Source organism: Phaeodactylibacter xiamenensis (genome assembly GCF_000759025.1).
Taxonomy (GTDB): Bacteria; Bacteroidota; Bacteroidia; order Chitinophagales; family Saprospiraceae; genus Phaeodactylibacter; species Phaeodactylibacter xiamenensis.
Map to the genome: position 1 here is coordinate 60,592 of NZ_JPOS01000016.1, position 24,378 is coordinate 84,969.

Here is a 24,378-nt window from a genome sequence, read left to right on the forward strand (position 1 = left end):
ATTCATTTTGCGTTCTATTTCAACCTTTTCCTCATCGTCAGTGAAGTTGCCGTCTCTCCGGCAACCGTATACCCCAGCCGTTGGTACAAATTCACCGCAGGGTTGGCCTTATCGACACTCAGCGACAAGTATTCCACGCCTAATTTAAGATATTCTGAAGCAATGGACTTCATCAACCTCGTTCCAATGCCCTGATTGCGGTATTCCGCTACGACGGCCATGCTCAGCTCCGGCGTCCTGTCGTCAACGTACCCAAATCCCTTATGCTCCTGGTTGAATAAGCGGCCCCAAACGGCGCCAACGAGTTGGTGGTCCGCTTCGGCGACCCATGCAATATCCAGTTTGTCCTTCCCCCAGTTTTCAATATACCTGGACAAGGATGGGTCCTGAATGACTGCTTTGGGCAGCGGCCCGTGCCCTTCCGGAATGAAAATCGCCTCATAAAGCATGTCCGCTAAGAAGCCCGATTCCACTTGCCGTAGTGCCCTTACCGTCATGATTGCTCCGTTGGTTGGTTCTTTTCCTTTATAAGCCGGTAGTAAACTACTGGACATTTCTGAGGCGGGATTGATTTTTCCTGCCTCCGCGCGCCCCCTAGCCCCCTAGCTCCTTCGCATCAGCTTCGGCGCTCAAGGAAGGGGGGAACGCAAGCCCGCAAAATCAATCCCTTCCATCCATTAAATCCCTTTTGTCTAGTAGTCTGAGCCGGTAGTAAAAAAGCTCCGGGTCCCCCTCATCCAAGCCAGTCAGCTGACCGGCAAAAGAGAAACCGGCTTTGGCAAGTGCTTTTTGCATTCGGGTATTGGACCGATTGGTAGAAGTGAACAACTTCTCCGCCTTACATTGCTCCCCCAGAAGATCAAATACTTTCCCGCCAATGCCTTTACCCCTGCAGGCTTCGTCCAGGATCATCAGCTCTATCCACCCCTGATCAAAAAAGCGGTAATCGAAAATCACAAACCCTATGGCTCGGTGGCCGGCCAAAATGATATAGCAGGTCTCCTCCAATATCGCTTTGGCAATCTTGTTTTCCCGGTACAAGCTGACCCCCTCCTCCTGCTCAATGCTCTTGTAAAAGCCAACGGCAACGGCTTTGTCTTTATCGGAGGCTTTTCTTAATCTAATGACATCCACAGGGCTCCATTTTACACATTTTACAGGCTTGCGCTCTTTTTTCGCAATGTATTTAACGTCAGGAATATACGAATTCTCCCGCTCCTGCTTGTCATTATCCTGGAACCGGATACTGATGTTTGTGTATAGGTGGCGGGTGGTGGGGTTTAGGCCTCCCGTTCCTGCTCCGGCTGCCTTCCCTATCTTCCGTGCCAGCTATCGGAGCCGAAGTTGCCAACGGAGTGCAGCCTTGAAAAGGTCTATTTGCTCACGGCTTTAGAGGAACGATAAAACCCGGTCAGCAATTCACTCACGAGCACATCCAAGTCGATATCTGAGGAGGCGAGCCATTGTTTAACTTCCTTGTCCACACTTAGTTGAATATGAAGATGGCTTTTGTAATGTGCCATATCCGACTCAATAGGCACCCACTCCCCGTCAAAATCTTCATCATCGGCAATATTGGCGTCATCGTAGTAAATACAAGCCTCCGGAACATCTACTCCGATCGCCCCAAGCTTGATCGCATCCGTTGCCTCCACCCGGTCGGAGTCCGAAAATTCGACGGAGTAGCTGCTGTCCAGCCGGTTGTTTGTCAGTAATTGAAGCGCTTCAGGAAGACGGATTTTTCTTTTGGTCATATGCCTCATCTTGTTTGCTTAAACTATTTGCAATATAACGTTCCCGCTCATCTTTTCTTGCTGGCCGAGCCGAAATCAGCCTAAAAGCAATTCATTGCCGTACACTTTTAGCTCGGCAAAAAGTTCATTGAAAGTTTGGAAAGAGAGACAGAAAAAATAAGGGTTTTCTGAGATTTTAAAAATCTTTGCAGAAAACCCTTTCAAAATGCCGTTCTGCAAAGATCTAAAAAATGGTTGATAAAGCATCAATCTGAGGTTCCACAAGGCAACGCCTTGCGTCGATTAACCGTCTTATCTGGTTTATTAGGTGCCTTAATCAAAGGTGGCCGGGCATCTTTATCAGAGTTGGGCCGCCATATGGAAGACCCCACTGACCTGGAAAGTCGGGTCAAGAAGGCCAAGCGTTGGTTGCAAAATAAGTGGACCGATGTCACGGTACACTTTATACCCTACCTTCTTCCGATTCTCCACTCTCTGAGCAAGGCTGGAGAGTTAGTTCTGGCCATCGATGGCTCCTGTGTGGGCAAAGACTGCATGGCGCTGATGGTCAGTGTAATCTGGCGCAGGCGAGCCATTCCCATTTGTTGGGTAGTTCGTAAAGCTCCCAAAGGCCATTTCCCGGAACACATGCACGTGGCCATTATCGGTCAAGTGGCGATGCTTATGGACAGTATCCTGGAACAGGATTGCCGGATTTTCCTGCTGGGAGATGCCGAATTCGACGGCTGCGAGTTGCAACAGTCTTGTTTGGCTCACGGTTGGGAGTACGTGCTAAAAACGGCGAAGGATACTTTGGTAGCCGATCATCCGAACATGGAGAATGCTTCGGCTTTTGGCCATTTGGCCGCAAGTATCGGTCAAAAAAGCTTGTTCCTGCCCCAAATGTATGTGACTAAGCAAGGGTTTGGGCCAGTCAATGTCTTGTTCTGGCATGACCGGACCCGATATGACCGACCTTTGTATCTGTTGACCAGCTTGGAATATGGCCCGCAAGCCGAAACATATTACCGAAAGAGGTATCACATTGAAACCTTTTTCGGCGATATCAAATCTCGCGGATTCCACATTCATAAAACCAGGATTGAAGAGCCTCAAACCTTGTTCAATCTCTTGATCGTGGCTAGCCTGGCTTTCATCATCTGTATCTTGTTCGAGTTTGATGCCCGAACCTCAGCCCAGTTGGGTAAATTCTGCCGTAAAGACCGAATCGATAGCTTGTCCGTGTTTCAGATTGGACTGAGGGCTGTCCGATTTTATGTCAGGCATGCTTTAAATCTTTCTTTCCAATTTTCAAAGAACTTCCCGTAAAATAAAAGTGTACGGCAATGAAAAAAGCAAAGTCTCTTATTGTGTATACAACGGTGATGATTACTTTGAGAACCTTGCCAATCGTAATGTAACGAATTTCATCTTTAGATTCAACTGCGTATTGAAGCCTGTTCTCATCTTCGAACACACCAGAAGCCTGTTCAAAAGATAAGTTATGCTTTTGCTGGTTCTTTCGGTTTTTATTCTCGTCCCATTCAAACGCCTTCATCTTTTTGGTTTTGGGTATTTACTTAAGCCGCATCGGGCGTCTACACATTATCACTTTATGATACCTTTCCATGAAGTGTCCCAATACATCAGATTTGTAAGATATTGAAAAACCAAGACCGACGCAAATAAATTGAATTTTTTTGTTTTACCTTATTTCTGAAAGCAGCACCCACAATAGGGGCAGCATCACTGTAATATACAGCACACTGACGCTTTGTGCATAAATAGCGGGGGGAGGGTAGATTTGGGTAGGAAGTGCTTGCCTTAAGGTAAGCCGTACATACTCCGGCCGTCCGTCCTGTTGACCAGGCTGACCATTGGGGGCTCTTACACACTCAGGCCCTGCCCGCCACCGTTTTACCCTGTACCTTCCTTCTCCAAAAAACGATGTAAACCGTACCTATGACAGAAGGGAGTATCCAAAACAGCAAATGCACAAGCCCTAAGCCGGCAACCAGAAAAGCCGTGACGGAAGCAATGAACGCGCCGACCATCTTACGGATGTGGGACACCAAATAAGCACTTCTTGACTTTCCATCACATTGTATTTTCCGTTGAACCAAATGCTATAAATCTATACCTGACCTTCCCCTCCATTCGCCAAATGCCAACGCGCCCGCCCGCTGACTACCGGCCAGCAGCCCCGGGCCTCCGGGACAGATCGTACTAAGTATTTTACTGATCTTCTCCCACTTCTTCGGCTGCGTGCTTTGCAGGAAGGCAAACAGCGCCTCCGGGTCAAGGGCGGGGGTGGCATCAAAGGCATTAGAGTCGCCTCTAGTGTAGCCGCCATTGTCCGGCAGGGCGGCTTCTATTGCGCTTCAAATGTGTCTTCGGTGTGTATGCCTTTTGCCATATCCTTTGCTATTCTTTGATTAACAAGCCAACCAGATCGTTATTCACATAGTAGTTCAGCTTCCCGATTTTGTACTTTGAAATGATCTTCTTAGGGTCTTCCGCCAGTTCATTCAGGTACTTTGCCGCTGTTTTCCTGTTGATCTGCAAGTCCTTTGCCAAAAACTCAATCCTGGTGTACGGATGCCGGAACAGGTTATTAAGCAAATCCTGGCTGTAATAGGAGTAATGGTCCCTTATATGGACTTTATAGGATTGCATGATCTCCTTGATGTCCTTGATCAAGGCAATACTTTGACGGGAAATATTCTCCACGCCATCCAGCATGTAGAGGATCCAGGGCTCCCAGTCTCCAGTGCGCCTAACTTCCTGCAAATGATGGTAATACATATCTTTATGCTGATTCACGTAGCGGCTAAGGTACAGAATGGGGTAGTCCAGCAGCCCCTTTGCTACCAGATACAAAATATTGATAATCCTCCCGGTGCGCCCATTGCCATCATAAAAAGGGTGAATGCTTTTTGCAGCTTCCTGAATACCTTTAAGGTCTCGACATTGGCTTTCAACGGTAATGCAGGGATGTCATAAGTCATTTTCAGCGCATTTATCATGTCCGGGAATGTGCCCATTTTGGACACGAGAGTTTTTAATGTCCAAAAATATACTTTTTATGGACATTAACCTGCTCCTGTGTCCATATTTTGCCGTTTTTTGGACATTCAATCATCTTCCAGCACATAATATTTTCCGTTGAACCAAATGCTATAAATCTATACCTGATCTTCCCCTCCATTCGCCAAATGCCAACGCGCCCGCCCGCTGACTACCGGCCCAACAGCCCCGGGCCCCGGTGTCCGGGGCAGATCGTACAATTAGAGTTTTAAAAGACAGCGAGCGGAACGCCCACCGTTGCTGCTTGAAGATAGCTTTTATTTTTTGGAATGTGGGGAGAATGGTCTGTGGGGACCGTATACCGGACTGAGGGTGGGAGTCACCTCACCATACCGTTTTATGCCCAAGAGCAGCCAGCACAGAACTTATCTTGACCAGGTCCTGAGCAACCGGCGCTGCCCCACTATCCGCCAGTTTTTTTATTTCCTCCAGGTCATCTGTCAACTGTCCTAAAGTCAAATGCGTGGGATCGTTGTAGGGATTATACAATTCATCTCTGTCAATCGACCAGTAGTAGTCCACAGGCTCCATTTCAATCACATCGCCTTTTTGCTTACGCAGTTCGGCCAATAAGTTTTGTAGCGCTTTTTCTACTTCATTGATGTCGATTCGCAAGCCCATTTCAGTTGATTATTTTTATGATGTTGGTATAGAACGTCTGAATCTCCTTTTCTAAATGCGCGATCCTCGATTCTATGATCTTTTGTCTCACCTGCTCGCTGGGAGCATTTTTCAGCAATCCCAAATTATCATATTTGAGTGGGTTTTGCTTGTATTTTTCAAGCTTATCTACATGCTCCACCATTCTTTTGTAATTGGATTTCGCTGCTTTGTATTCACTTTTCGATAATCGGCCTTTAGCATGTTCAATTTCCTCCTTGATGCTTGGTTTCTTTTTCCCGCTTCCTCTACTCGAAGCCTCACTATTTTCTTCTTTGACTTGTTCGAGGATTTGCTCAACGGTTTCCAAAGTAGTCATTGATAAGATCATACTACCAGTAGAGACCTGGCTGAAGGCTGTTTTCAGCAACCAGAAAGCAGTAACCAACAATAAAGTAAATAATAAAGGTTTGACAGCAACGCCCTTTCTGTTTAGAATCAGTTCCATAGGTTAATAGGGGTTTAATGACACATCATGCTAAAATAATCAGAACCTTTTTCATAACTATCGATGGGCTGTTAAAATTCCGGATTTCTCCCTTTTTGAGGCTACGAGCGTGTGCTTTCGGCCCTCGATTGACCACGAATGCAGCTTCATCGCACACATCCCTGCACCGCGCCTAAGCATTTGCACATCAATCCAATGCGCCTTATGGATTATAACGCTTGTTTGTCCCGTCTTTCCGGTGGGTTTATGAGTCCGTGGGCTGACTGGGTGGGCGTGGGTCGATTTGGGGGTGTCGTGGGTTTATTCTTTGAGGGATGGAACACTGAATCATTACCCTAATAAGAACAAAAGCCAAAACAAAATATTTACACACTACTGTTTCAGCAAGAGTAATTTTCATCTATGCGAAAATAACAAACGACAAATTTGTATTTTTTTCATTCCACGTATTGGCAACATCCAGCTGGATGCGATATATTAGCCAACATTGAACTAATCATTTAGCCTTAACCGAACTTCAGCAAACAGAAACAAAAACCAACAATCAGACCTTTGCCAATAAAACTAAGCGCCTGTACCTGATTTTCAAAACTTTCTTTCTGTTGAGTTCACTTTTTTGCAGGATATGCTAGATACCATTGAGTTCCCAAAGAGCAATGAATACCGGACTGGTTCTGCAAATGAGCCAATTGGTTTCTTTTTGGAAGTCCTACCAAAGAGCAGGCGGTTTGATCTATTGCTAGGCTATTTTAGTTCTTCAGCGATAAACCTACTCTCTGTAGGCTTTGCCCAATTTTTATACAATGGAGGCACTGTTAGATTAATTTCAAATCATGTGCTTTCTCCTCAAGACCGAAAAGCAATTGAAGAAGGGCAATCCAATGCTCTCAGCCAATACGAATTTTCTGTTGCGGATTACACAAAAATCAAGTCCACATTAAATGAGTACGGAAGGCACTTCTTTAGGTGTTTAGCTTGGCTAATTTCCTCAAAGAAAATAGAAATAATTATTGTCCGACCAAGCGGTGCTAGAGGCATCTCGCATTATAAATCGGGCGTATTTTACGACGAGCAGGGCAAATCCATAAAATTTAAGTCCTCTTGCAATTTCACAGCCTATGGGCTATTAGAAAATCTTGAAGAATTAGAGGTTAAAAGGTCTTGGGGGAGTGCTGCGGAAGCAGCTGCAATTGAGGAATATGAAAGGTACTTCAATCAAATATGGCACAAGGAGGCTTCTTTTGTAGAGTATCTTACTACCGACGAAGTAGAATTATTAATCGCCAAAGATTTCGGTGGTCATGCGATTGAAGAGCTTATTGTCGACGAGCAAAAATTACTTCGTAAAAAGAGGCAGTTAATCAGCAACTACAAAGTTAGAAGCATCATTGATCGGTTGGAAGAAGAGATGGATCAAAGAGTTTCGATGTATGTGAAAGAGCCTTACTTCCCTTATGAAAAACCAAGGGCGTATCAGGATAAAGCTTACGAAAATTGGAAAGCAAAGGGGTACAAAGGAGTTTTTGCAATGGCAACCGGTACTGGCAAAACGCTTACTGCTCTAAATGCTGTACTACGTGAATATAAAAGACTTGGGCAATACCGTGCTATCATTTTAGTGCCCACAATTGAACTAGTCAACCAATGGGAAGAAGAGGTTAGAGGTTTTAATTACCAGAATATCATTAAAGTATCTTCTCGCAGTAAAGATTGGCGGGGGGACTTACAAATGATCTCCGTACTTTCTTCAGAAGAAGAACGATACTCATTTTTCATCATCACGACATACCGATCATTTACTCATCGGCGCTTTCAAAAAGAATTAAAACGGCTTCCTGACGATACTATTTTAATTGCCGATGAAGCTCATAATTTGGGCTCTAAAAGTATACTGCCCCTTTTAGAGAGATTTCCTATTGGTAAAAGAATAGGGCTAAGTGCTACTCCTGACCGTGTATACGACCAAGAAGGAACAGATGCAATCAATAACTTTTTCGAAGATACGCCACCGTACACCTTTGAATACTCAATGAAACAAGCTTTGGAATCTGGATTCCTTTGCGAGTATAAATACTATCCCATTCTAGTGGAATTAACCCCCGAAGAACTAGAGGAGTATTCTGAAATCAGCGCCAAACTAGCTCAGTTCTGGGCAGATGAATCAGATGAGTCAAAAGCGATGGTGGAGAGATTACTACTAGCACGGAAACAGATTATACACAAGGCTGCAAACAAGCTTACTGCTTTTGATCAACTTGTTGGAGAGCTTGCGAAACTGAATAAGCTGAACTACACCCTAGTCTATGCCCCCGAAGGCTATTTTGGGGATCTATTCGTCGATACAGATAGCTTAGGCAACCTGGATAAAGAGGAAAATAGAATCTGCGAGGTCTACTCGAATCACATTCGCCAAATTTCTCCTGATACCAAAGTTGCACTTTTCCATGGCGCGACTAAAAACAGGGAATCTACACTTGATAGCTTCGCTCAATCCGAAATAGACATCTTGGTATCTATGAAATGCTTAGATGAAGGCGTTGATGTTCCACGAACAGAGCAAGCCATATTCTGCGCAAGTACAGGCAATCCTCGTCAGTTCATTCAAAGGCGGGGTAGAATCCTAAGAAAGGCCCCCAATAAAACCCTTGCGACAATTTATGATTTGGTTGTAGTCCCAAGCGTAGAGCACCGAGTGGGCAACTATAATACAGAAAAGCGCCTCATCGAAAACGAACTGAAGCGGGTATACGAATTTGCAGGACTAGCAATCAATCAAATGGAAGCACTCCAAAGGCTAAAGCCTGTACTCAATTTATATGACATCATAGAAGAACTCTAATCTATATGGACGCACAATATATTCTTAAAGCAATGCTAGATAATGAGGATCTTATGGAAAAGCATAAGTATGGTCCTAGAGACATTAAAGACATTCAATTTGAGCCTCCTCATGACAATGGTTTTATTCAATTTATGCAGTCAGCTGTGAAAATCATGGATGAAACTCAAGACGAGACTCCTCGGATAATGGCGAACCGGTTAATTAAGTTCTTCGAAGAAAACTACGCGCTATGAAGATACTGAAGCTTGAACTAGAAAATTTCATGTGCTTTAGCGGCACGGACAACAGGATCGAATTTACCGATGGGCTTAATGTTATTTTAGGTGGCAATGGCTATGGTAAAACAAAGCTCTATGATTCCTTTAATTGGGTCTTATTTGATAAAATCACGAATCAAGATGGTCGTCTTGACACCCCTACAGAGGAAATAAAAGGCGGACTCGTCTCTAAGAAAGCCATTGCAGATGGCGACGATGGCGCGACCATAAAAGCAATTGTTAAGCTTACCCTAGTCAATGAAAAAGGGAAAGAAATCATTCTTGAGCGAAGCTATGCTGTGAAGAAGCTTTCTGGCATGGAAGCTACTAGTCTTGGAAAGAGTAAATTAACCATTAGCGCGAAGGATGACCTAGAGTTCAAACCGGTAAGTTTTAACTCACAACAAGAGGTTGATGACTACATTCGCGAGCATGTTATTCAGCCCACTGTCCTAGAACACATTTGGTTCCAAGGGGAAAGGGGAATCAAAGGCGCGGTAGATACTTCTAATGCTGTCAAGCTGAAGCAAGTCATCAATAAGCTGTCTTATATCGATACTTGGGAAAAGTTTATTGAAGCTACCGAAAATACAGACCGAAGAACCAGGGAGAAATACGAGAAAGCAGTAAAAAAATCACAAAAGCATAAGGAGAAAACAGATCTCCTAACCAGTCAAATTGAAAAGCTAGACAAAGAGCTTCATGCAATTGAAGAAAAGCTGGCTATCAAGGAAAAAGACTTGGATATAGCAGAAGATGAGGTCGACAATCTGGCGATGGGCGAAAATGTACGAGAAGAACTCCGTGCTCATAGTGCTGAAGAAGATCGTATTAAACGAGAGCTAGCTCAGGCTGAATACGACCTTGATCAAATGCTCGATAATGCCAATCGTGACTTATTTGAAAGTTTTTGGGTAGCTCATGGCACTAGTGAAGTGCAGGAGAAGTTCGAGGAGTTAGTTCAAGATTACGAATTCAACAGAGTCGCCTCCGAAAAAATAAAGAAAAAGGATAAGCCTAAGGATTTAGAGAGTCTGTACCTCCATGATCATATCCACGACATGCTGCATAAAGAGCATTGTACAATTTGTGATCGACCGGCTGCGAAGAATAGTGATGCCTACAAAAGCATTCAAAAATGGTTACCTGAGGAGGAAAAACCACTAGATGAAAAATTGGCGACTCCTTTCAATCACGCCTTTCATTTAAGTGACTTGAGGCGTTCACTAAGTGTAATTAGTAATTATGCGGGTAGTTTTGAGCATGATTTTGAGCAACAAAGAATTAACTTCTTCAAGTTAAAAAATAAGAGAAAGCAGCTTGATGAAGAAAACAGAAGAATCGAGGAAGAAAAAGAAAAGCTCCTTTCAAAGTATAATATTGGTTCAATCGATGCAGGTATTAGGCTAGGCGATCGGATAAGAAGATATAATGAAAAAACGGCTTCGCTACGAGAAGAAATTGTTCGGCTGGAAGAACGTAAAAAAGTACTGACCGAGGAAAAAGCCGAAAAAGACCAAGCTCTGGATAAACTGCACGAAGGGGATATTGACCCTATCCTCAGAAAGCAAAAGGATTATTTTAGTGATCTATTAGCTGCGACTAAAACGGCCAAAGACCAACAGTATAAAGAATTGGTTGACCTACTTATGAAGGAAACCAATCGGCATTACGAAGCGATCAATAAGCAATCCGGAGCTTTCTACGGCAAGATTGTATTCAAGCAAAATAGCAAAGGAGGCTACTCTCCGGAGATCCATAATGAGAACGGTGATAATGTCACTCCCGGCATGAATACAGCCCAGCTTCTATCTATGCAATTCTCGATTCTATTTGCCATTTTGAGTGCAAACAAAGAGTATGGCTTTAACAAGCGCTACCCACTTATTGCAGATGCTCCCAATTCCGCGTTCGATGCCAAGAAAAAGAAGCTACTGCTACGTCAGATAGGCACCACCTTCGAGCAGTCGATAGTAATGATGTTTGAATACCTTACTAATGATCCCGAACGTGCCAACCGTTATAAGATAGACAAATCCGGAATCCGAGAGCTAATAGGCACTTTGAAGGAAGAAGGTGTCCCTATGAATATTTATATGCTTGACATCCCAGATGGTGTAAATTCCAGAGACATCAATGAGCTAACCGTTCAAATCAAGAAAATTTAAGGCTTATGGATACGGTAATTACCAAGTTTAAGATCAAAGAGCCTCGTTTTGCAGAGCGGTACGAGCATCTGTTTGCTCGCTACTCTCGGAAATGGGGCGGAAGTGAGCAAGATCGCCTTGACAAGGTCAAGGTATTTGCCAAAAACTATGAGCTTTACATGTATGCGTTCTTCCTGGGGTTAAAGCATGACAGATCAATTCCACTAGGAAGTTCGGAAAAGAGTAAGTCCAATGTAATGCGTATTGAGGATTGGAGGCCTGAAGCGCTAAGAAACCATCTTGTTGCCTGCACCCTAGTTAAGGATGGCACGCCATTTAGAGAATATGACTTCATGACCGAAGATGAAATCAATAAGAAATCAACGGAGTTGAAGGAAATTGTCGAAGCTTATACCAACGGTGGTTTGTCCATCCTGCAAGAGGAATTTGAGGAGGATAAGAAGGCTTTGGATGAGCCGTTTGCTTTTACGGAGTTGGTGTTTGAATAAAAGACTTTGTTTTATGTTAAATTCAGCATTTGAACTTGCAGAGCATAGGAAGTTGAGGGAAGTCACTTATTCCGTATCGAATAAGTTATGGGAAAAATTTGCGCTTGCTAATACAGAATTAGATATTTCATTTAAAAACTGGACTTCGATCAAATACCTAAATGACGAAGCGAATGATTTCAACCAAGATGTAGCTAGTATTCCAAATGATAAAGGAGGACTCTATCTTTTTTACGCCAAATGTCCGATAATTCCTGGTATCACAGAGTTTCCTTTCTATATAGGCAGAGCCCAATTAACTCCAAATCAGAATCTAAGAAAGCGCATAAAGGAATATTTTCTACAGTATAGGAGGGAAGAGGATAGACCTAAGATAACAAGGATGTTGAGGTATTGGGGAGAGGACCTGTTTGTTGCATATCTTATTGTAGACTCAAATCAGGATATTATTACTTCTGAGAGTTTACTCATTAATTCATTACTATTACCCATGAACGATCAAATACCAGATAAGGAGATCAGAGATGGAGTTAAAGCGTTTTAGATATGAAACTACCCGCAATTAGAGCCAAAATGGGAGACTGGACTTATTATGTTTCGACTCTTACGTTTGAGCAGGTAAGCAGATACGTCTCTAGAGTGGATGATGAGCTTCATAAATCGGAGAGCTTAAAGGAGCTAATTCAAAGGAGCATAACAGATAATTATAAGAGTATTGAAGAGTATATACTCAATCAGGAAGAGTTGTTCTTCAATGCTTTGATACTTGCTGTTTACGATGATTATCCAGATTGGAGAGAGATAGAGTTTCGGTATGATGACTTTGAAACCTACAGTATGGGGGTGCTGGAGTTTCCCAGTAAGCATAAGATATTTCCGGTAGATGGACAACACCGAGTGGAAGGAATCAAGTCTGCATTAAGAAAAAAACCTGAACTAGCCTCCCAGAAGATAACTGCTATATTTATCGGTCATAAAAATGATGAGAAAGGCATGCAAAGAACGAGAAGGTTATTCTCGACTCTGAACAGGTACGCAAAACCTGTTAAAATGGACGATATTATCGCTCTTGATGAAGATGATTCTATTGCAATCGCTACGAGGGAGCTAGTAGAGTCTTTTGACCTTTTTACCAGTGATAATGTAACTAAGTCAAAAAACAAAGCCATTCCAGAAAATGACAAGCAGTCAATAACATCAATTATCACTTTGTATCAATGTAATCGAGAGCTATTGAAGCTGTTTAGGGCGAAAAGAAAAGCTGAAGAGCCAAACGCTAAAAGAGATAATAAAAAACTTAAGGAGTATCTGAAATTTCGTCCTGAAGAGAAGGAGATAACTCTGTTTATTGAGTTCTGTTCCAGTTTCTGGAATCACTTCAAAAACTCATTTCAAGCTGTTCAGCAGTACTTAGAACAAGATAAAGAGGGTCGTGATAAACCAGCTTTAGAGTTTAGAAATAGAGAAAATGGAGGGAACCTTCTGTTTAGACCTGTTGGGCTTTTACCTACTGTTCAGGCAGCGCTTGAAATTCATAAACGCACCAATGTTCCTTTGAATGAAATTTTGCAAAAGCTTGACTTAATAGATATGAAGCTAGAGGCCGTTCCATGGAGGAATGTTCTATGGAATCCAAATGAGAAAACAATGATTATGGGAACCTCTGGGTTAGTAAAGCTTCTATTACTATATATGTATGGAAGCGGCGTGATTCGAACAAGGGAGCTTGAAAACCTGAAAAACAAATATGCCGACAAGATCAATGCTGAACAAGTTGAAACAGTATTAGACACACTAAATTCTCTTTGATAGAACCAAACTCACAATTATCAAATAAAACAAGCCGCACACCCCACCCCTTCCGCATCCTCCACCCCGAGGATGTCGATCAGGCTGTCCGATTGTGCGTTATTTCGTTGGCGCTCCGTGCGCAGATAGTGTTCCCGCTTGATGGCCTGCCTACGCCCGGGCTGTGACAATTCCTCCAGGGTTTCGCCCTGCTGCCAGGTGTAGCCGTCTTTTTCGTAGACTTTGGCTTTTTCGTACAGCTCCGGGTGGTTTTCGTACAGCCATACCCATTCGATCTTTTGCTGGAAAAAGCAGAAGAAACAACCGGAACGGCTGCGGGAGTAGTGCCCGGTTTTGATTTCCCCCTCGATTTCCACCTGATATTCCCGCTTTTCGTAGTAGGCGGGGACGCCCACCCCACTGTCGCGCAGGATGCGGAAGATGTCGTCGCGCACCAATACCTCATCGTTATCGACGAGGGGGAAGTGGTCGACTTTCGATAGGGGGTAATCCGTCGTTTTGAGGAAGGCAAAGACCACGCGGTTGAAGCCTTTAATGTCGAGGTCGAGCAGCAGGTCGAGTTTTTGATCTTGGGTGAGGCGGGGCGAGACGGGCTCCTCCACGATCTCGATCAGCCGCTGCAGGTGCGGGCTGTCCGCTACGTATTCTTCGTACAAACCTTTGATGAACGCGATCTGCCCGTTAGACAGTACCTTCCGGATTACGTCCTCGCTCCAGATATTTTTCCGGAAAGGAAAGATCGATTGGATATTCGGGCGCTTAGAGATATAACCTTCCCGCTGCTCATCCCCGCGTATGCCTACGTAGGAAATCACCGGATCGTCTCCGGCAATGTACTGCTCAAAGGGGTCGAGCTTCAGCTTTTTGGTGCACCAACGCGCCATCGCGGAAGGCAGGTAGCCACCGTACACCTGCAGAAAGTGGTCGAAAGGGTCTTCCGGGCTATCCTTGGCGGCTTCGAGCTTGACGATAGACTGCCCGAGGTAGACCTCGAGGTTTTTAATCAGCTCGTAGGTTTCGTTAAGCTCTTTGCCGGTATCACAGGTATAGTACTCCACCGGAAGGTCCGGATGTTTGTCCTTGAGGTAGATAGCCAGTGCTGCGCTGTCTTTACCGCCGGAGATGCCGAGTACATGCTTTACCTGAGTCATTATAAAGATTCTTTTAAAAGCTTGATCAAAATTGCTTGCCGGAGCTGCTTGTCTTTTGCTTGACTGAGCGCTTTTTTAATTCCAGTTTCGACTTCTTTGAGCTCCTTTTGCTGTCGCTTCGACAATATAATATTTCTTTTCACAGGTTCCGAATTGAAGCCTGTAATTTCTATCTGATAAGCCTCTTCGTTTTCTTCGTCAAAATCAGTAGCGCTCAATTCCAAAAGGTTATCCAGCTCAGCAAAAGAACTCTGAAGACGGTCATAAAGGAGGCGCTCTTCCTCATCGCTTATATCGCTTAGCTGCTTACCGACTAAAGCTTGAGCAATGCTATTTAGCCACGCTGCCCGATCAGGTAATTCTGAAAAGATACGATTATAAAGGGCTCTCTGCCGAGGTAAAAGCAGATGGCTTTTTATGCCTTTATACCGCTTCTGCATCTTTTTCCGATACACCTCAAAGTCAGCCCCTTTCTCTCCAAAAAATGCTGACAACTGCTCCTCAAAGCGCCCGATCAAATCCTCATAAGCCGATCGGAGTTCCGCAATACAGGACTGTACGCGCTCCACAAAAACGCGAAGATCATCCTCTGACTCGCTTAGCTTATTGAGGTTAAGACCAAAGCAGGCAGGTAGGTCTTCAAAAAAAGTCTTTTCTAACTCTTTGGCATCTTTGATAGTATCTCTGAACCCTAAAGCATCGTGGCTTAGGTTTCTGGTTTGCTGTGTATATTTTGGCAACTGCGCATAAAAGACTAGAAAGGGTTTTGCCGTTTGCTGGAAACCTGAAGCCGTAACTTTGTCTTCTTCATCTTGCTGAGTGAGGGCGCGATAACGGTTGAAAAGATCAAGTTTTACGCCTTCTATATTGAAGGTTTTGATCTCGTGGCGCAGTATTTCACGCATTAACAACTCCAACACTTCACGAGATAAATTCGGAAGATAACGGCCGTCTTTGAAAAGCGCGAAATCTTCTCGCTTGACAAATAAAAAGGTAATCATCCAAAATTCCAGGAAGCCATCCTTTAACCGGAAAGGTGGACGCCTAAGCAACTCGTAAAATTCCTTTAGCTTCCGTCTATTGCCTTTAGCGATTTCAAGGAAACCCTCTGATGCTTTCCATAACGCCTCGAAGCTTGGAGCCTCAGGGCTATCGCTAAATGATGCAGTGACAGCACTCTGCTGGGTGTGGATTCCGGTATCATGCAAAAGCGACATGTAGATCGCCTTCTCAGCAGGAAACCGGTCTACCGGCAGCCCCATATAAGGTTTATTCCAGTCTTTTGTAAGGGCCTCTATAAACTGCCGTTTAGCGTTATGGATAGGGCTTGAAACGGTTACTTTGTTTGTATGCTCATTACGGAACGTCGGCGTATTACTGTAAATATCATCGGCTATCTTCGAGAGCATCACGTTAAGCCGCCGTTTTGAGGTGACATTTACCTCCTCGCCTTCGTAATACCACAATACATTCTTTCTCAAAAACAACTCCTCTCCCAGTAACTCATTGAGCTGCTCGATTTGGCTATTCTTCAGCTCAAGTAATTCTCGTTTTGCTACCGGATCATCATTGATGGAGGATAATGCTTTTTCTGCTGCTTTGATATCTAGAACCCTCCTAGTAACCTCCTCCGTATTCTGGAAGATACCGTACAATATGGGCTGATTGCTGATATCAAAAAGCTCGTCTGGCTCAATATCAAAAAGTAGATTAATGATACCGTCTGTTTCTTGCTCTTCCAGGTAATCAAACTCTAAAACAGGCTCTTTGGTGACCTCAAATCGGAAAATACGAGGAGTCCCTGTGATATACGTAGCGGCCTTAGCTGGCACATAATCGTAGTGAATAAACGGCCTAGCTTCAAATGCCACATTTTCCAAGCTACCAATCTCTTCGCGTGCCTCCTTAAATAACCGATCAATATCGACATCAGTACCTTCGAATATCTTATACCGATTCCTGAAGGATTGATAACGAATGATCTTCTGTTTTTCAAGCTGATCGACAATAGGCTCAATGTTCCCTTCACCTAAACAGGCTTTGGAGTAAGCGGAGAGCAGAGCTTGGTCGATCACAGCAGCATTGGTGCCAAGAATATTAAGTAGGCCAATGGTTTTTACAATTTTCACTGCCCGATCGACCTGAGCGGCATCTGCAAAGCTTGATTCTACCCGGTCAATTGCATCCCTTAATCTTACCCATCTCGAAAAGTCGGGATTATAACGGGAATTTAGAATTTGATAGAAATTGTACTGTAAATAATCATACACCTGCGCCAGATTATAATAAGGTGTCTTGGCAGAGGACGTAAACGATTTTAACCCATGATGCTCTTCAGCTTGAAGGAAGCTGAACAAAGAGCGTTCGTTTTGTCCATATCGTTGCAAAGCCACAGTGAGTACCATGGCACTCAAAATATCGAAAGGGAATAGGTGGTCTACAAGCTCTTCTTCCAATTTATTCTTAAGAGCAAAGGCACGTTTTTCCTTGATGAGTTCAAGTAGCTTACGATCAAAAGACTTTGATTTAAAGGAAAAATATTGATTGATATACTCAGAAGCCAAGTATAGCAATTGTTCTACAGGCTCGTTAAAAGCCAGCTCTTTCAACCGGCCTTTTACTTTCTCCCATTCTTTGCGTTGAGCCTCCGTAAGCCCAACCGCGTAAGCATCGAAATTTTGGTGCAGTGTGGTGATGAGCAGTATGTTCTTTTGCTCATCATTCACAAACTCTGCTAACTGCTGAATAAAGTAAAGTTCACGGTCTGGGTCAACGCTAGCCGCATGCTCTAAGAATTTGCCAAACTCATCAACAACAATAACTAAGCACGCTTGATCCGCCTCTAGCGCTTTCTGCTTTTGCTTAAGTACTTTAAAAAGGTCTTTGGAAGAAGCCTCAGCTCCAAATTCATTGGCGAGAGCATCCAGAAATGAATCTTTTTCTCCAACTATATTTAGAAACTCAAACTTATTACATCCGTTGAAGTGACCATTTAAAGGCTCAAAATACTGGTTTTGACCTGATAAATGTTTCTCAAGAGCTATGATAAACGCCGATTTACCCGTTCCGTAACTACCAATAATCGTAAACGAATGTAAGCCGCTCTCAAAATTTGAGCAGATCAGATCGTAAATTCTACGGCTATTATTGGTTGGTAAATAGCTAAAAGAATCTTTCTCTTGATCACGAACTATATTAACAGATGGAGAAAAGCTATTTGCCATAGTATTTTTTAAGAATTGCCTTGTGGTCAATATCTGACTTAAACTGAAGAACTCGCACACCGCCATCATCTGTAAAGACGGCTTTTCCAGAGTGGTTTTTAACAACCTGCTCAATCTTGTGCATCAACCCGCTATCAGAGAGCGCAAAGACCGTGCCTACACTATCCTGGTCTGAGGATAATTGACGGAAGCTAATTGCATTACCATACGCAGGATTTTCTTTAATGCAATATAGAACTACCTCATAAGGAAGATCAGCTCTAAACTTATTATCTATCCGAAACCACCAAGGTTGCTTATTGTTTTTTGCATCTCTTTCTTCTCCTTTGTGGAATCGCTGCACTAATTCAAGCTCATAAAGCAGACGGGAAAAGTCGTCTTCAATTCCCTTAGTTTTGGTTGGCAACAGATAGTTCTGTAGAAATACACGAGCATCTTTTTTGATAGAACTACTGTGAATATTCTGACCGCTTTCCTCAACCTTACGATTGAGAAATGTGATCAGCTGATCCTCATTGAATTCAATCCTCTGTTTTCTAAATATGTTGAAAACAAAGTGATAAATAGAGGAGCGTTTTTGTGTTACCAAGTAATAGTGCAACAGCCAAATCGTAGCCGGGTCTTCTATGAAAGGATCAATCCCTTTTTCATCATGAAAAATAAACTCAGCCAATTCATTTGGTTGTTCTTCTTCATCAACGAGTGCAAAAGCTTTTAGCCAGAAGCGGATAGCGTTTACCATATTCTTACCTACGCCGAGCTCCACTACAGCCTCCTCATTGAACTTCTTTCCAGTCCAAAGCAAGTCAAGCCCCTTCTTGAGCCAGTAATTGCGGCAATAGAAGGTTTCGTGACCTGTAAAATAGAGTGTATCCATTCTGCAAATTTAAGCGAAGTTAACCGCAAAACTTAAACTAGCAAGAACAAACAAGGAATGCTTCCCGGATTGAAAAAAACTAGCAAGAAGAACTACCCCTCCAATGCGGAGTAGGCACAACTCTCCTCCCCCCACCCCTCCACATTAAACCCCGTCTCATAAATATACTTCGGCGCTCTCGGTAGCGGCTGCCCGGTCCGCTGTTCATAGGCCGCTTCAGGGAGGCGCAGCAGGGCATCGAAGTAAAGGTCCTTTGGGAAGAGAGCGGGGTTGGCGCGGACCCGCTCGTAGAAGGTACGGCCGTTGGCAAGCACAGCGCAGCGGGCGTACAGAAAGAGGTCGGCAGACAGGGATTCGTCTTCCGCTACCGAGGCTTCGGCGTAGTCCCGACCGTCGAGGTGATAGAGTTGTCCGGCAAACCAGTCGTAAAAGCCGAGGATGTCGGCTTCCTGAAATTGGCTGAGCTGCGCTATAGCGGGCGCGAGGACCGCTGCATCATCGCCTTCCTTCGACCAGTCGAGCGCGTGAATGACGTCCCAGTACCGGGCCAGGCGCTCGTGTTGCTCAGACAGGGTGTGCTCCACCGCCTGCAGGGTGGCTTCGTCGTCCGTTTCCAGGAGTATTTTGGTCAGGCGCAGTTTGCGTTCGGCAGTGCTCATAAGCGGTAATGGTATAGATGGGTAATTTAGGCAAATTCGGCCCTTTTTGCAAGCCGGCATCCCAACCGCCCATCCTTCCAAAGCGACAACGCAGGCGGCGATTGCGGAATCGCGGCCTGAGGACGGGCGGCAACGCCAAAGCCGCCACCTGACTTGAAAGGCATTTGTCCCTAAAACCGTGTATATTGGCCCTGTCTGCCAGCCACCTGCTTTTTTTGCAGGCAGTGGCTGCTCAAACCGCATAGATAACGCACCACATTATTGAAGCCATGGTATCGGTCCAGCACAGCCCAGTCAACCAGGAGCAGTTCCCGCAACAAACGCCGGTTGCACAGGAACTGCATGCCTACGAGCATGTCCTTTACCACGTCCTGAGCTTAATTAGCAGTGACTTCTCCGCCCTGCAGTACTCTATTTTTCATGATGCGCTGGAAAGCTATCAGCTTTTTTTGTTTTACATCGAAAGCAAGCCGCAGCCCATACGCCCCCTGCGCAGCCGAAGAAAAATGCTTTACCGGGAGCTGAAATTGGGCCGACTGAACCCGGAGGAGGTGTGGGAAGCGGAACTGAAAATCAGTGAGGGGTATTCCCTGATGTGCGCGGCCATTGAGGGCAGCCGGGATAACATCCCTTACCTTGTTGAACGGCACCATCATGCCCGTTTTAATTTCGGCTGCATCCTGCCACAGGCGGCTGCCTTTTCACCCGCCGGGCTGTTGGCAGAGCTCCCCGGTTACTTGCGCCCCCAGTCAAGGCTCACCCGGGTGGACACCCCAAAGCTGCTGCAATACGTTTCGGCACAGCAGGCGCATCTTATACAATTGCCTTCTCCTGCCAATGATGATTTGCGGCTCTCGCTATTTTTCCACCGGGGAGACGCTGTGTTTTCGGCAATTGTCTCGTCTATCGACCAGGAATACAAATTGCCGGATTACAACTGAACGCATGGCCGGCCCCGGTCAGCCTGTTCTTTTTAGCCCTCCACCTTATCTACCATAAAACTCAGCCGCTGCAAGTCCGCCGTGCGCTGCTCCACGATGGAGTCTTCGGCATCGAGCTCCTCCAGCCACGACTGTGCGCCGGTGAGCAATTGCCGGATGGCGGCGGGCGTGGTGCGGCCTTTGCCCTGCAGGTAAAGTTCCAGCTCCACAGCGGCGAGCTGCAGGGCGACGGTGGCGGCTTCGAGGTAGAGAAAGCCTTCGCCCTTGCCCAGGTGTTGTTGCAGGAGGGGCAGGGCCGACCGGTAGTGTTCTCTGGATTTGGGCAGCTCCTCCTGTTCCTGATACAATTCTCCGAGGTATTTGTGGTTGGACGCGAGAAATAACGCCGCTTCGCTTTCCGGGAGCTGCTGCAGCAGGCCCACTGCCCGGTGGTGGCACTCCAATGCTTCCTCCTCCCGGCCTTCATCCTGATGGATCAGCCCGCAGGCACCGTAGAGCCTTGCCAGGAAAAGGGAAGGACCTTCCCCGGAGGCTTCCAGTCCGTTGATGGCTTCATGATAGTGGTGCAGGGCCTGCTCCATTTCAAACTGATCCTGATGCACTTTGCCGAGGTCGTAATGCAGGGCCCAGCGCTCATCAGGGGGCAGGTCGGTGTTCAGGGCTTCCTGCAGCAGGGCCCGGGCTTTATCAAACTGAAAAGCCTGCCGCAGCTGATAGGCTTCCTTGCGCACATTCGGGGTATCCGTATTCATGGTTGGTTATCGCATTTATGCATGATCGGAGCTAAAATACAGACTTTTCGGGGGTAGCCCACCCAGTTTTTCAAAAGCTACCATAATTTAACTACCTTTCCGCAATTACCTAATTTATTCGTTTTAGATATGAAAATTGACAAGCACAAGGTCGTCACCTTACATTATAAACTACAGGAAAAGAGCGCAGAAGGCGATTTGGTGGAAGAAACCTTCGGCAGTGAGCCCCTCGTCTTTCTGTACGGCGCAGGCGCGATGATCCCTAAGTTCGAACAGGAGCTTTCCGGTATGGAAAAGGGCGACACCTTCGCTTTTGGCATCCCGAGTGCGGAAGCTTACGGCGATTACAACCCGGAGGCGATTGCACCCATTCCCACCGAGGCTTTTGTAGTGGATGGACAGCTGGCGGAAGACCTGCTGCAGGTGGGCCGCGTGATCCCCATGCGCGACAACGAAGGCAATCAGCTGCTGGGCACGGTCATGGAAGTGGGCGATGAGCAGGTACAAATGAATTTCAACCACCCCATGGCGGGCGTCGACCTGTACTTCTCCGGCCGTATTGAAGAGGTACGCGAGGCCACCAAGGAAGAAGTGGAGCATGGCCACGTGCATGGCAAAGGGGGCGTAGAGCATTAACCTATGCCACCAATCGTAACTGACCAAATGGGGCGCAAGGTGCAACTGCCGGCGCCCCCGCTGCGGATCGTCTCCCTCGTGCCTTCCCAAACGGAGCTGCTGGCCAAACTGAACCTGGATAAGGCGGTGGTAGGCATTACGAAGTTTTGTGTGCACCCGGAGGAGTGGTTCCGCAGCAAAACCCGCGTGGGCGGTACCAAGGAAGTCAAAATGGACGTCATCGCCGGCCTTTCCCCCAACCTCATCATTGGCAACAAGGAAGAGAACAGCCCGGAGGATATCCGCGCCCTGGAAAAGGACTACCCGGTATGGATGAGCGATATCGAAGACCTGGAAGATGCCCTGGACATGATCCGCACCGTGGGTTTGCTCACCGACCGCCAACCGGCAGCGGAGGAGCTGGCCGGGAAGATCAACGGGGCATTCATCGCTCTTGGGCAGCAGGTACAGCGCCTGCCACCGGTAAGTGCGGCTTATCTGATTTGGCGCAAGCCCTACATGGTGGCGGCCCGGGAGACCTTTATCGATGAGATGCTGCAGCGGGCGGGTTTTAGCAATGTTTTCTCACGGGAGCGCCGCTACCCGGAGGTGAGCCTCGATGCGATTGCTGCCCGGGAGCCGGAGGTCATTTTACTCTCTTCAGAACCCTATCCGTTTAAGGAAAAACACATCGCGGAGCTACAGGCGGCCTGCCCGACGTCGGACATTCAGCTGGTAGACGGCGAGTTCTTCTCCTGGTATGGCAGCCGCTTGCTGCAAAGCCCGGACTACTTCAGGGCGCTGAGGAGGCGTTAATGTCCATTTCACGGCAATGCGGTTGGACAGAATCCGTTATCTTTGTGGTGCGGGCGTGCATTGCCCTGCACATGACTCAAAGACAGACGGCCCATGAAATACTTGTACCTTATCCTTGCCCTCAGCCTGTTTAGCCTGACCGCTCAGGCGCAGCCGGTGGATGCCCAAAGCGGTAAGATTGAAAATCAGCGCCTGGTCCAACTCAGGGAGGACGCGGCACTGCAGCCCTTGCTCAAACGTGCCAATGCGGCCTTTGACGGTGCAGTTTTCCAAAAGAGAGCAGTGGCCAGCAGCCTGAATATCCACCTGCTGGAGTTCGACCCTGCCCGCTGCCCGGCGGATGCGCTGTCGCAGTGGCTGGAGGCACAACCCGAAGTCCTTTACCAACACGCCAACTACAAGGTCGATTTCCGGACTACCCCCAATGACCCCGACTACGAGTTACAGTGGGGTGCCGAACGCATCGGGCTGCCGGAGGTGTGGAATTTCGGTCAGGGCGGCCTTACGGCAAATGGCGATACGATTGTCATTGCGATCATCGACAGCGGCTTTGACCTTTCTCATGAAGACATCATTGGCAATATCTGGACCAACCCGCACGAGATCCCCGGCGATGGCCTTGATAACGACAATAACGGGTACGTCGATGACCTCAATGGGTGGGACTTCCGTGGCAACGGCCCTGACATCGCCTATGACGATCACGGGCTGCGCGTCTCTGGCATACTGGCAGCAACGGCGAACAACGATAAAGGGATAGCCGGGGTGTGCTGGAATTCAAAAATTATGTACCTGAGCATCGGCTCTGTGGCTGGCATCGTTTCGGCCTACGAATATGTGCTCGAACAACGGCAGCGCTATAACGAAACCCTGGGCGCGGAAGGTGCCTTTGTGGTGGCCACCAATGCCTCCTTTGGGCTCATCGATCCGTTTTTCTGTTCGGAATACCCGATCTGGGGCAATATGTATGACCTGCTGGGCGAAGCGGGCGTTCTTACGGGTGCGGGCACTGCCAATAAAGACCTGGACGTTGATGTGGTGGGCGATATGCCGACCTCCTGTGAGAGCGACTTCATCATAACGGTACTTAACAGCACAGAAGACGAGGAGCGCTTCACCCGCTCAGGCTACGGAAAGGTGGCGATCGACATGGCTGCGCCGGGGGAGGGCTCCTACACGGTAGCGCCGTTCAACCGATATGCTTTATTCGGCGGCAACTCCGCAGCGGCTCCCCACCTTACCGGTGCGATTGGCCTGCTGTACAGTATGCCTTGTGAGTTTTTGTCTACTGATGCGCTGACCAAGCCCCGGGAGACAGCGTTGTTCATCCGCTCCATTCTGGAAGAGAGCGTGTACCGCTTCCCGGCTTATGCGGACATCACGGCTACGGGCGGCCGCCTCAATGTGCGCAGTGCCATGAACCTGCTGAGCGATGCCTGCGGGGGCAGCACGGGCGACCTGGGCCTGCTCAATATCTACCCTAACCCGGCGCGGGACCAACTGACTATTCAGTACGAAACGCCGGACTTTGAGCCTTATGAGTTCCGCATCTACAATGCGCTCGGGCAGTTGGTGTACCGCAATAACGATACGCCGGCGCGCTTCCGCGAAAAGCAGCTGCAGGTGGATGTCAGCCGCTGGCAGGCGGGGATGTACGTGGTGGAAGTCTTCAGGGGGAATAGCGTGGAGACGAAGCCGGTTATTATTCTGCAGTATTAGAGATGCTAACATAGCATCTCTATTAGTAGCTGGTCCGGGTGATGCGGGCTGGGTGCGACTTCTACGAAGTCGATTTCACGGGTGTCGCCGGGGTTAGTAACATGTGACTTCTACGAAGTCGGCTCTGCAGGT

General features: G+C 46.6%; 24 protein-coding genes. 11 read left to right on the forward strand and 13 right to left on the reverse strand.

The genetic code is table 11. The features are described from left to right. Positions 1-14: 14 nt before the first annotated feature. The 3 genes from IX84_RS06340 to IX84_RS06350 all read right to left on the reverse strand — a co-directional run bounded on the left by IX84_RS06340 (position 15) and on the right by IX84_RS06350 (position 1,754). Positions 15-554 (reverse strand): GNAT family N-acetyltransferase, encoded by a 540-nt coding sequence (locus IX84_RS06340; RefSeq protein ID WP_052515814.1) that lies wholly within the window; start codon positions 552-554, stop codon positions 15-17. 106 nt (positions 555-660) lie between these two features. Next, the gene (locus IX84_RS32400; RefSeq protein ID WP_052515815.1) at positions 661-1,134 is read right to left on the reverse strand and encodes a GNAT family N-acetyltransferase; all 474 of its coding nucleotides are present in this window, start codon (positions 1,132-1,134) and stop codon (positions 661-663) included. A 239-nt stretch (positions 1,135-1,373) separates the two neighbouring features. Beyond that, the gene (locus tag IX84_RS06350) at positions 1,374-1,754 is read right to left on the reverse strand and encodes a hypothetical protein (protein WP_044217679.1); all 381 of its coding nucleotides are present in this window, start codon (positions 1,752-1,754) and stop codon (positions 1,374-1,376) included. A 234-nt stretch (positions 1,755-1,988) separates the two neighbouring features. On the opposite strand from IX84_RS06350, the gene IX84_RS06355 reads away from it, so the two are divergent. After that, entirely contained in the window at positions 1,989-3,062 is a 1,074-nt protein-coding gene (locus IX84_RS06355) for a transposase (RefSeq protein WP_044217682.1), read from the forward strand. Here IX84_RS06355 and IX84_RS06360 read toward each other — a convergent pair. The 5 genes from IX84_RS06360 to IX84_RS06380 all read right to left on the reverse strand — a co-directional run bounded on the left by IX84_RS06360 (position 3,013) and on the right by IX84_RS06380 (position 5,928). After that, complete coding sequence (locus IX84_RS06360; RefSeq protein ID WP_052515816.1) at positions 3,013-3,291, reverse strand: BrnT family toxin; 279 nt, start codon at positions 3,289-3,291, stop codon at positions 3,013-3,015. The two genes, IX84_RS06355 and IX84_RS06360, sit on opposite strands and share 50 nt — an antisense overlap. An 866-nt stretch (positions 3,292-4,157) precedes the next feature. Then, positions 4,158-4,685, reverse strand: coding sequence for a Fic family protein (locus IX84_RS06370; protein ID WP_394333421.1), 528 nt, complete (start codon positions 4,683-4,685; stop codon positions 4,158-4,160). After that, positions 4,601-4,777, reverse strand: coding sequence for a hypothetical protein (locus tag IX84_RS34055; protein ID WP_238578237.1), 177 nt, complete (start codon positions 4,775-4,777; stop codon positions 4,601-4,603). Before IX84_RS34055 ends, IX84_RS06370 begins: the two co-directional genes overlap by 85 nt. A gap of 367 nt (positions 4,778-5,144) precedes the next feature. After that, positions 5,145-5,441: a hypothetical protein gene (locus IX84_RS06375; RefSeq protein WP_052515818.1), complete on the reverse strand. Its 297-nt coding sequence runs from the start codon at positions 5,439-5,441 to the stop codon at positions 5,145-5,147. Between the two features lies 1 nt (position 5,442). Further along, positions 5,443-5,928 (reverse strand): hypothetical protein, encoded by a 486-nt coding sequence (locus IX84_RS06380; protein WP_044217688.1) that lies wholly within the window; start codon positions 5,926-5,928, stop codon positions 5,443-5,445. A 625-nt stretch (positions 5,929-6,553) separates the two neighbouring features. Between IX84_RS06380 and IX84_RS06385 the strand changes: the two genes are divergently transcribed. Genes IX84_RS06385 through IX84_RS06410 form a run of 6 tightly spaced genes read left to right on the forward strand, consistent with a single transcriptional unit; the run spans position 6,554 to position 13,492 of the window. Continuing rightward, the gene (locus IX84_RS06385; RefSeq protein WP_044217691.1) at positions 6,554-8,767 is read left to right on the forward strand and encodes a DEAD/DEAH box helicase family protein; all 2,214 of its coding nucleotides are present in this window, start codon (positions 6,554-6,556) and stop codon (positions 8,765-8,767) included. Positions 8,768-8,772: 5 nt separating this feature from the next. Then, entirely contained in the window at positions 8,773-9,003 is a 231-nt protein-coding gene (locus tag IX84_RS06390; protein WP_044217694.1) for a hypothetical protein, read from the forward strand. Next, the gene (locus tag IX84_RS06395) at positions 9,000-11,195 is read left to right on the forward strand and encodes an AAA family ATPase (protein WP_044217697.1); all 2,196 of its coding nucleotides are present in this window, start codon (positions 9,000-9,002) and stop codon (positions 11,193-11,195) included. Before IX84_RS06390 ends, IX84_RS06395 begins: the two co-directional genes overlap by 4 nt. A 5-nt stretch (positions 11,196-11,200) precedes the next feature. Continuing rightward, positions 11,201-11,683, forward strand: coding sequence for a hypothetical protein (locus IX84_RS06400; RefSeq protein WP_044217700.1), 483 nt, complete (start codon positions 11,201-11,203; stop codon positions 11,681-11,683). Between the two features lie 13 nt (positions 11,684-11,696). Then, the gene (locus IX84_RS06405; protein ID WP_044217702.1) at positions 11,697-12,227 is read left to right on the forward strand and encodes a GIY-YIG nuclease family protein; all 531 of its coding nucleotides are present in this window, start codon (positions 11,697-11,699) and stop codon (positions 12,225-12,227) included. Positions 12,228-12,229: 2 nt separating this feature from the next. Further along, on the forward strand, positions 12,230-13,492 hold the full coding sequence (locus IX84_RS06410; protein WP_044217704.1) for a DNA sulfur modification protein DndB: 1,263 nt from the start codon (positions 12,230-12,232) through the stop codon (positions 13,490-13,492). Positions 13,493-13,512: 20 nt separating this feature from the next. On the opposite strand, the gene IX84_RS06415 is transcribed toward IX84_RS06410, so the two are convergent. From IX84_RS06415 to IX84_RS32405, 4 genes are all read right to left on the reverse strand, one after another. After that, complete coding sequence (locus IX84_RS06415; RefSeq protein WP_044217707.1) at positions 13,513-14,643, reverse strand: phosphoadenosine phosphosulfate reductase family protein; 1,131 nt, start codon at positions 14,641-14,643, stop codon at positions 13,513-13,515. After that, on the reverse strand, positions 14,643-17,867 hold the full coding sequence (locus tag IX84_RS06420; protein WP_044217709.1) for a PH domain-containing protein: 3,225 nt from the start codon (positions 17,865-17,867) through the stop codon (positions 14,643-14,645). The genes IX84_RS06415 and IX84_RS06420 overlap by 1 nt, the downstream gene beginning before the upstream one ends. Further along, positions 17,857-18,744 carry a DUF4007 family protein gene (locus IX84_RS06425; protein WP_044217713.1) on the reverse strand — a complete coding sequence of 296 codons (888 nt, stop codon included), beginning with the start codon at positions 18,742-18,744 and terminating at the stop codon, positions 17,857-17,859. The genes IX84_RS06420 and IX84_RS06425 overlap by 11 nt, the downstream gene beginning before the upstream one ends. Before the next feature lie 92 nt (positions 18,745-18,836). Beyond that, complete coding sequence (locus IX84_RS32405) at positions 18,837-19,403, reverse strand: DUF4240 domain-containing protein (protein ID WP_052515819.1); 567 nt, start codon at positions 19,401-19,403, stop codon at positions 18,837-18,839. A 269-nt stretch (positions 19,404-19,672) separates the two neighbouring features. On the opposite strand from IX84_RS32405, the gene IX84_RS06435 reads away from it, so the two are divergent. Further along, the gene (locus tag IX84_RS06435) at positions 19,673-20,344 is read left to right on the forward strand and encodes a hypothetical protein (protein ID WP_044217715.1); all 672 of its coding nucleotides are present in this window, start codon (positions 19,673-19,675) and stop codon (positions 20,342-20,344) included. A 32-nt stretch (positions 20,345-20,376) separates the two neighbouring features. Here IX84_RS06435 and IX84_RS06440 read toward each other — a convergent pair whose 3' ends face one another. After that, the gene (locus IX84_RS06440) at positions 20,377-21,096 is read right to left on the reverse strand and encodes a tetratricopeptide repeat protein (RefSeq protein ID WP_044217718.1); all 720 of its coding nucleotides are present in this window, start codon (positions 21,094-21,096) and stop codon (positions 20,377-20,379) included. Positions 21,097-21,225: 129 nt separating this feature from the next. Here IX84_RS06440 and IX84_RS06445 point away from each other — a divergent pair, with 129 nt between their 5' ends. The 3 genes from IX84_RS06445 (at position 21,226) to IX84_RS30745 (ending at position 24,246) form a co-directional block, all read left to right on the forward strand. Beyond that, on the forward strand, positions 21,226-21,732 hold the full coding sequence (locus IX84_RS06445) for an FKBP-type peptidyl-prolyl cis-trans isomerase (RefSeq protein WP_044217719.1): 507 nt from the start codon (positions 21,226-21,228) through the stop codon (positions 21,730-21,732). Positions 21,733-21,735: 3 nt separating this feature from the next. Further along, positions 21,736-22,527, forward strand: coding sequence for an ABC transporter substrate-binding protein (locus IX84_RS06450; RefSeq protein ID WP_044217721.1), 792 nt, complete (start codon positions 21,736-21,738; stop codon positions 22,525-22,527). A gap of 93 nt (positions 22,528-22,620) precedes the next feature. Next, positions 22,621-24,246, forward strand: a complete 1,626-nt coding sequence (locus IX84_RS30745; protein WP_052515820.1) for a S8/S53 family peptidase — start codon at positions 22,621-22,623, stop codon at positions 24,244-24,246. Positions 24,247-24,378 lie beyond the last annotated feature (132 nt).

Coding starts and splice junctions, on each gene's coding strand:
- IX84_RS06340 (WP_052515814.1), bottom strand. CDS start 554: ATGTCCAGTAGTTTACTACCGGCTTATAAAGGAAAAGAACCAACCAAC.
- IX84_RS06350 (WP_044217679.1), bottom strand. CDS start 1,754: ATGACCAAAAGAAAAATCCGTCTTCCTGAAGCGCTTCAATTACTGACA.
- IX84_RS06360 (WP_052515816.1), bottom strand. CDS start 3,291: ATGAAGGCGTTTGAATGGGACGAGAATAAAAACCGAAAGAACCAGCAA.
- IX84_RS34055 (WP_238578237.1), bottom strand. CDS start 4,777: ATGGGCACATTCCCGGACATGATAAATGCGCTGAAAATGACTTATGAC.
- IX84_RS06375 (WP_052515818.1), bottom strand. CDS start 5,441: ATGGGCTTGCGAATCGACATCAATGAAGTAGAAAAAGCGCTACAAAAC.
- IX84_RS06380 (WP_044217688.1), bottom strand. CDS start 5,928: ATGGAACTGATTCTAAACAGAAAGGGCGTTGCTGTCAAACCTTTATTA.
- IX84_RS06385 (WP_044217691.1), top strand. CDS start 6,554: ATGCTAGATACCATTGAGTTCCCAAAGAGCAATGAATACCGGACTGGT.
- IX84_RS06390 (WP_044217694.1), top strand. CDS start 8,773: ATGGACGCACAATATATTCTTAAAGCAATGCTAGATAATGAGGATCTT.
- IX84_RS06395 (WP_044217697.1), top strand. CDS start 9,000: ATGAAGATACTGAAGCTTGAACTAGAAAATTTCATGTGCTTTAGCGGC.
- IX84_RS06400 (WP_044217700.1), top strand. CDS start 11,201: ATGGATACGGTAATTACCAAGTTTAAGATCAAAGAGCCTCGTTTTGCA.
- IX84_RS06405 (WP_044217702.1), top strand. CDS start 11,697: ATGTTAAATTCAGCATTTGAACTTGCAGAGCATAGGAAGTTGAGGGAA.
- IX84_RS06410 (WP_044217704.1), top strand. CDS start 12,230: ATGAAACTACCCGCAATTAGAGCCAAAATGGGAGACTGGACTTATTAT.
- IX84_RS06415 (WP_044217707.1), bottom strand. CDS start 14,643: ATGACTCAGGTAAAGCATGTACTCGGCATCTCCGGCGGTAAAGACAGC.
- IX84_RS06420 (WP_044217709.1), bottom strand. CDS start 17,867: ATGGCAAATAGCTTTTCTCCATCTGTTAATATAGTTCGTGATCAAGAG.
- IX84_RS06425 (WP_044217713.1), bottom strand. CDS start 18,744: ATGGATACACTCTATTTTACAGGTCACGAAACCTTCTATTGCCGCAAT.
- IX84_RS32405 (WP_052515819.1), bottom strand. CDS start 19,403: ATGAGCACTGCCGAACGCAAACTGCGCCTGACCAAAATACTCCTGGAA.
- IX84_RS06435 (WP_044217715.1), top strand. CDS start 19,673: ATGGTATCGGTCCAGCACAGCCCAGTCAACCAGGAGCAGTTCCCGCAA.
- IX84_RS06440 (WP_044217718.1), bottom strand. CDS start 21,096: ATGAATACGGATACCCCGAATGTGCGCAAGGAAGCCTATCAGCTGCGG.
- IX84_RS06445 (WP_044217719.1), top strand. CDS start 21,226: ATGAAAATTGACAAGCACAAGGTCGTCACCTTACATTATAAACTACAG.
- IX84_RS06450 (WP_044217721.1), top strand. CDS start 21,736: ATGCCACCAATCGTAACTGACCAAATGGGGCGCAAGGTGCAACTGCCG.
- IX84_RS30745 (WP_052515820.1), top strand. CDS start 22,621: ATGAAATACTTGTACCTTATCCTTGCCCTCAGCCTGTTTAGCCTGACC.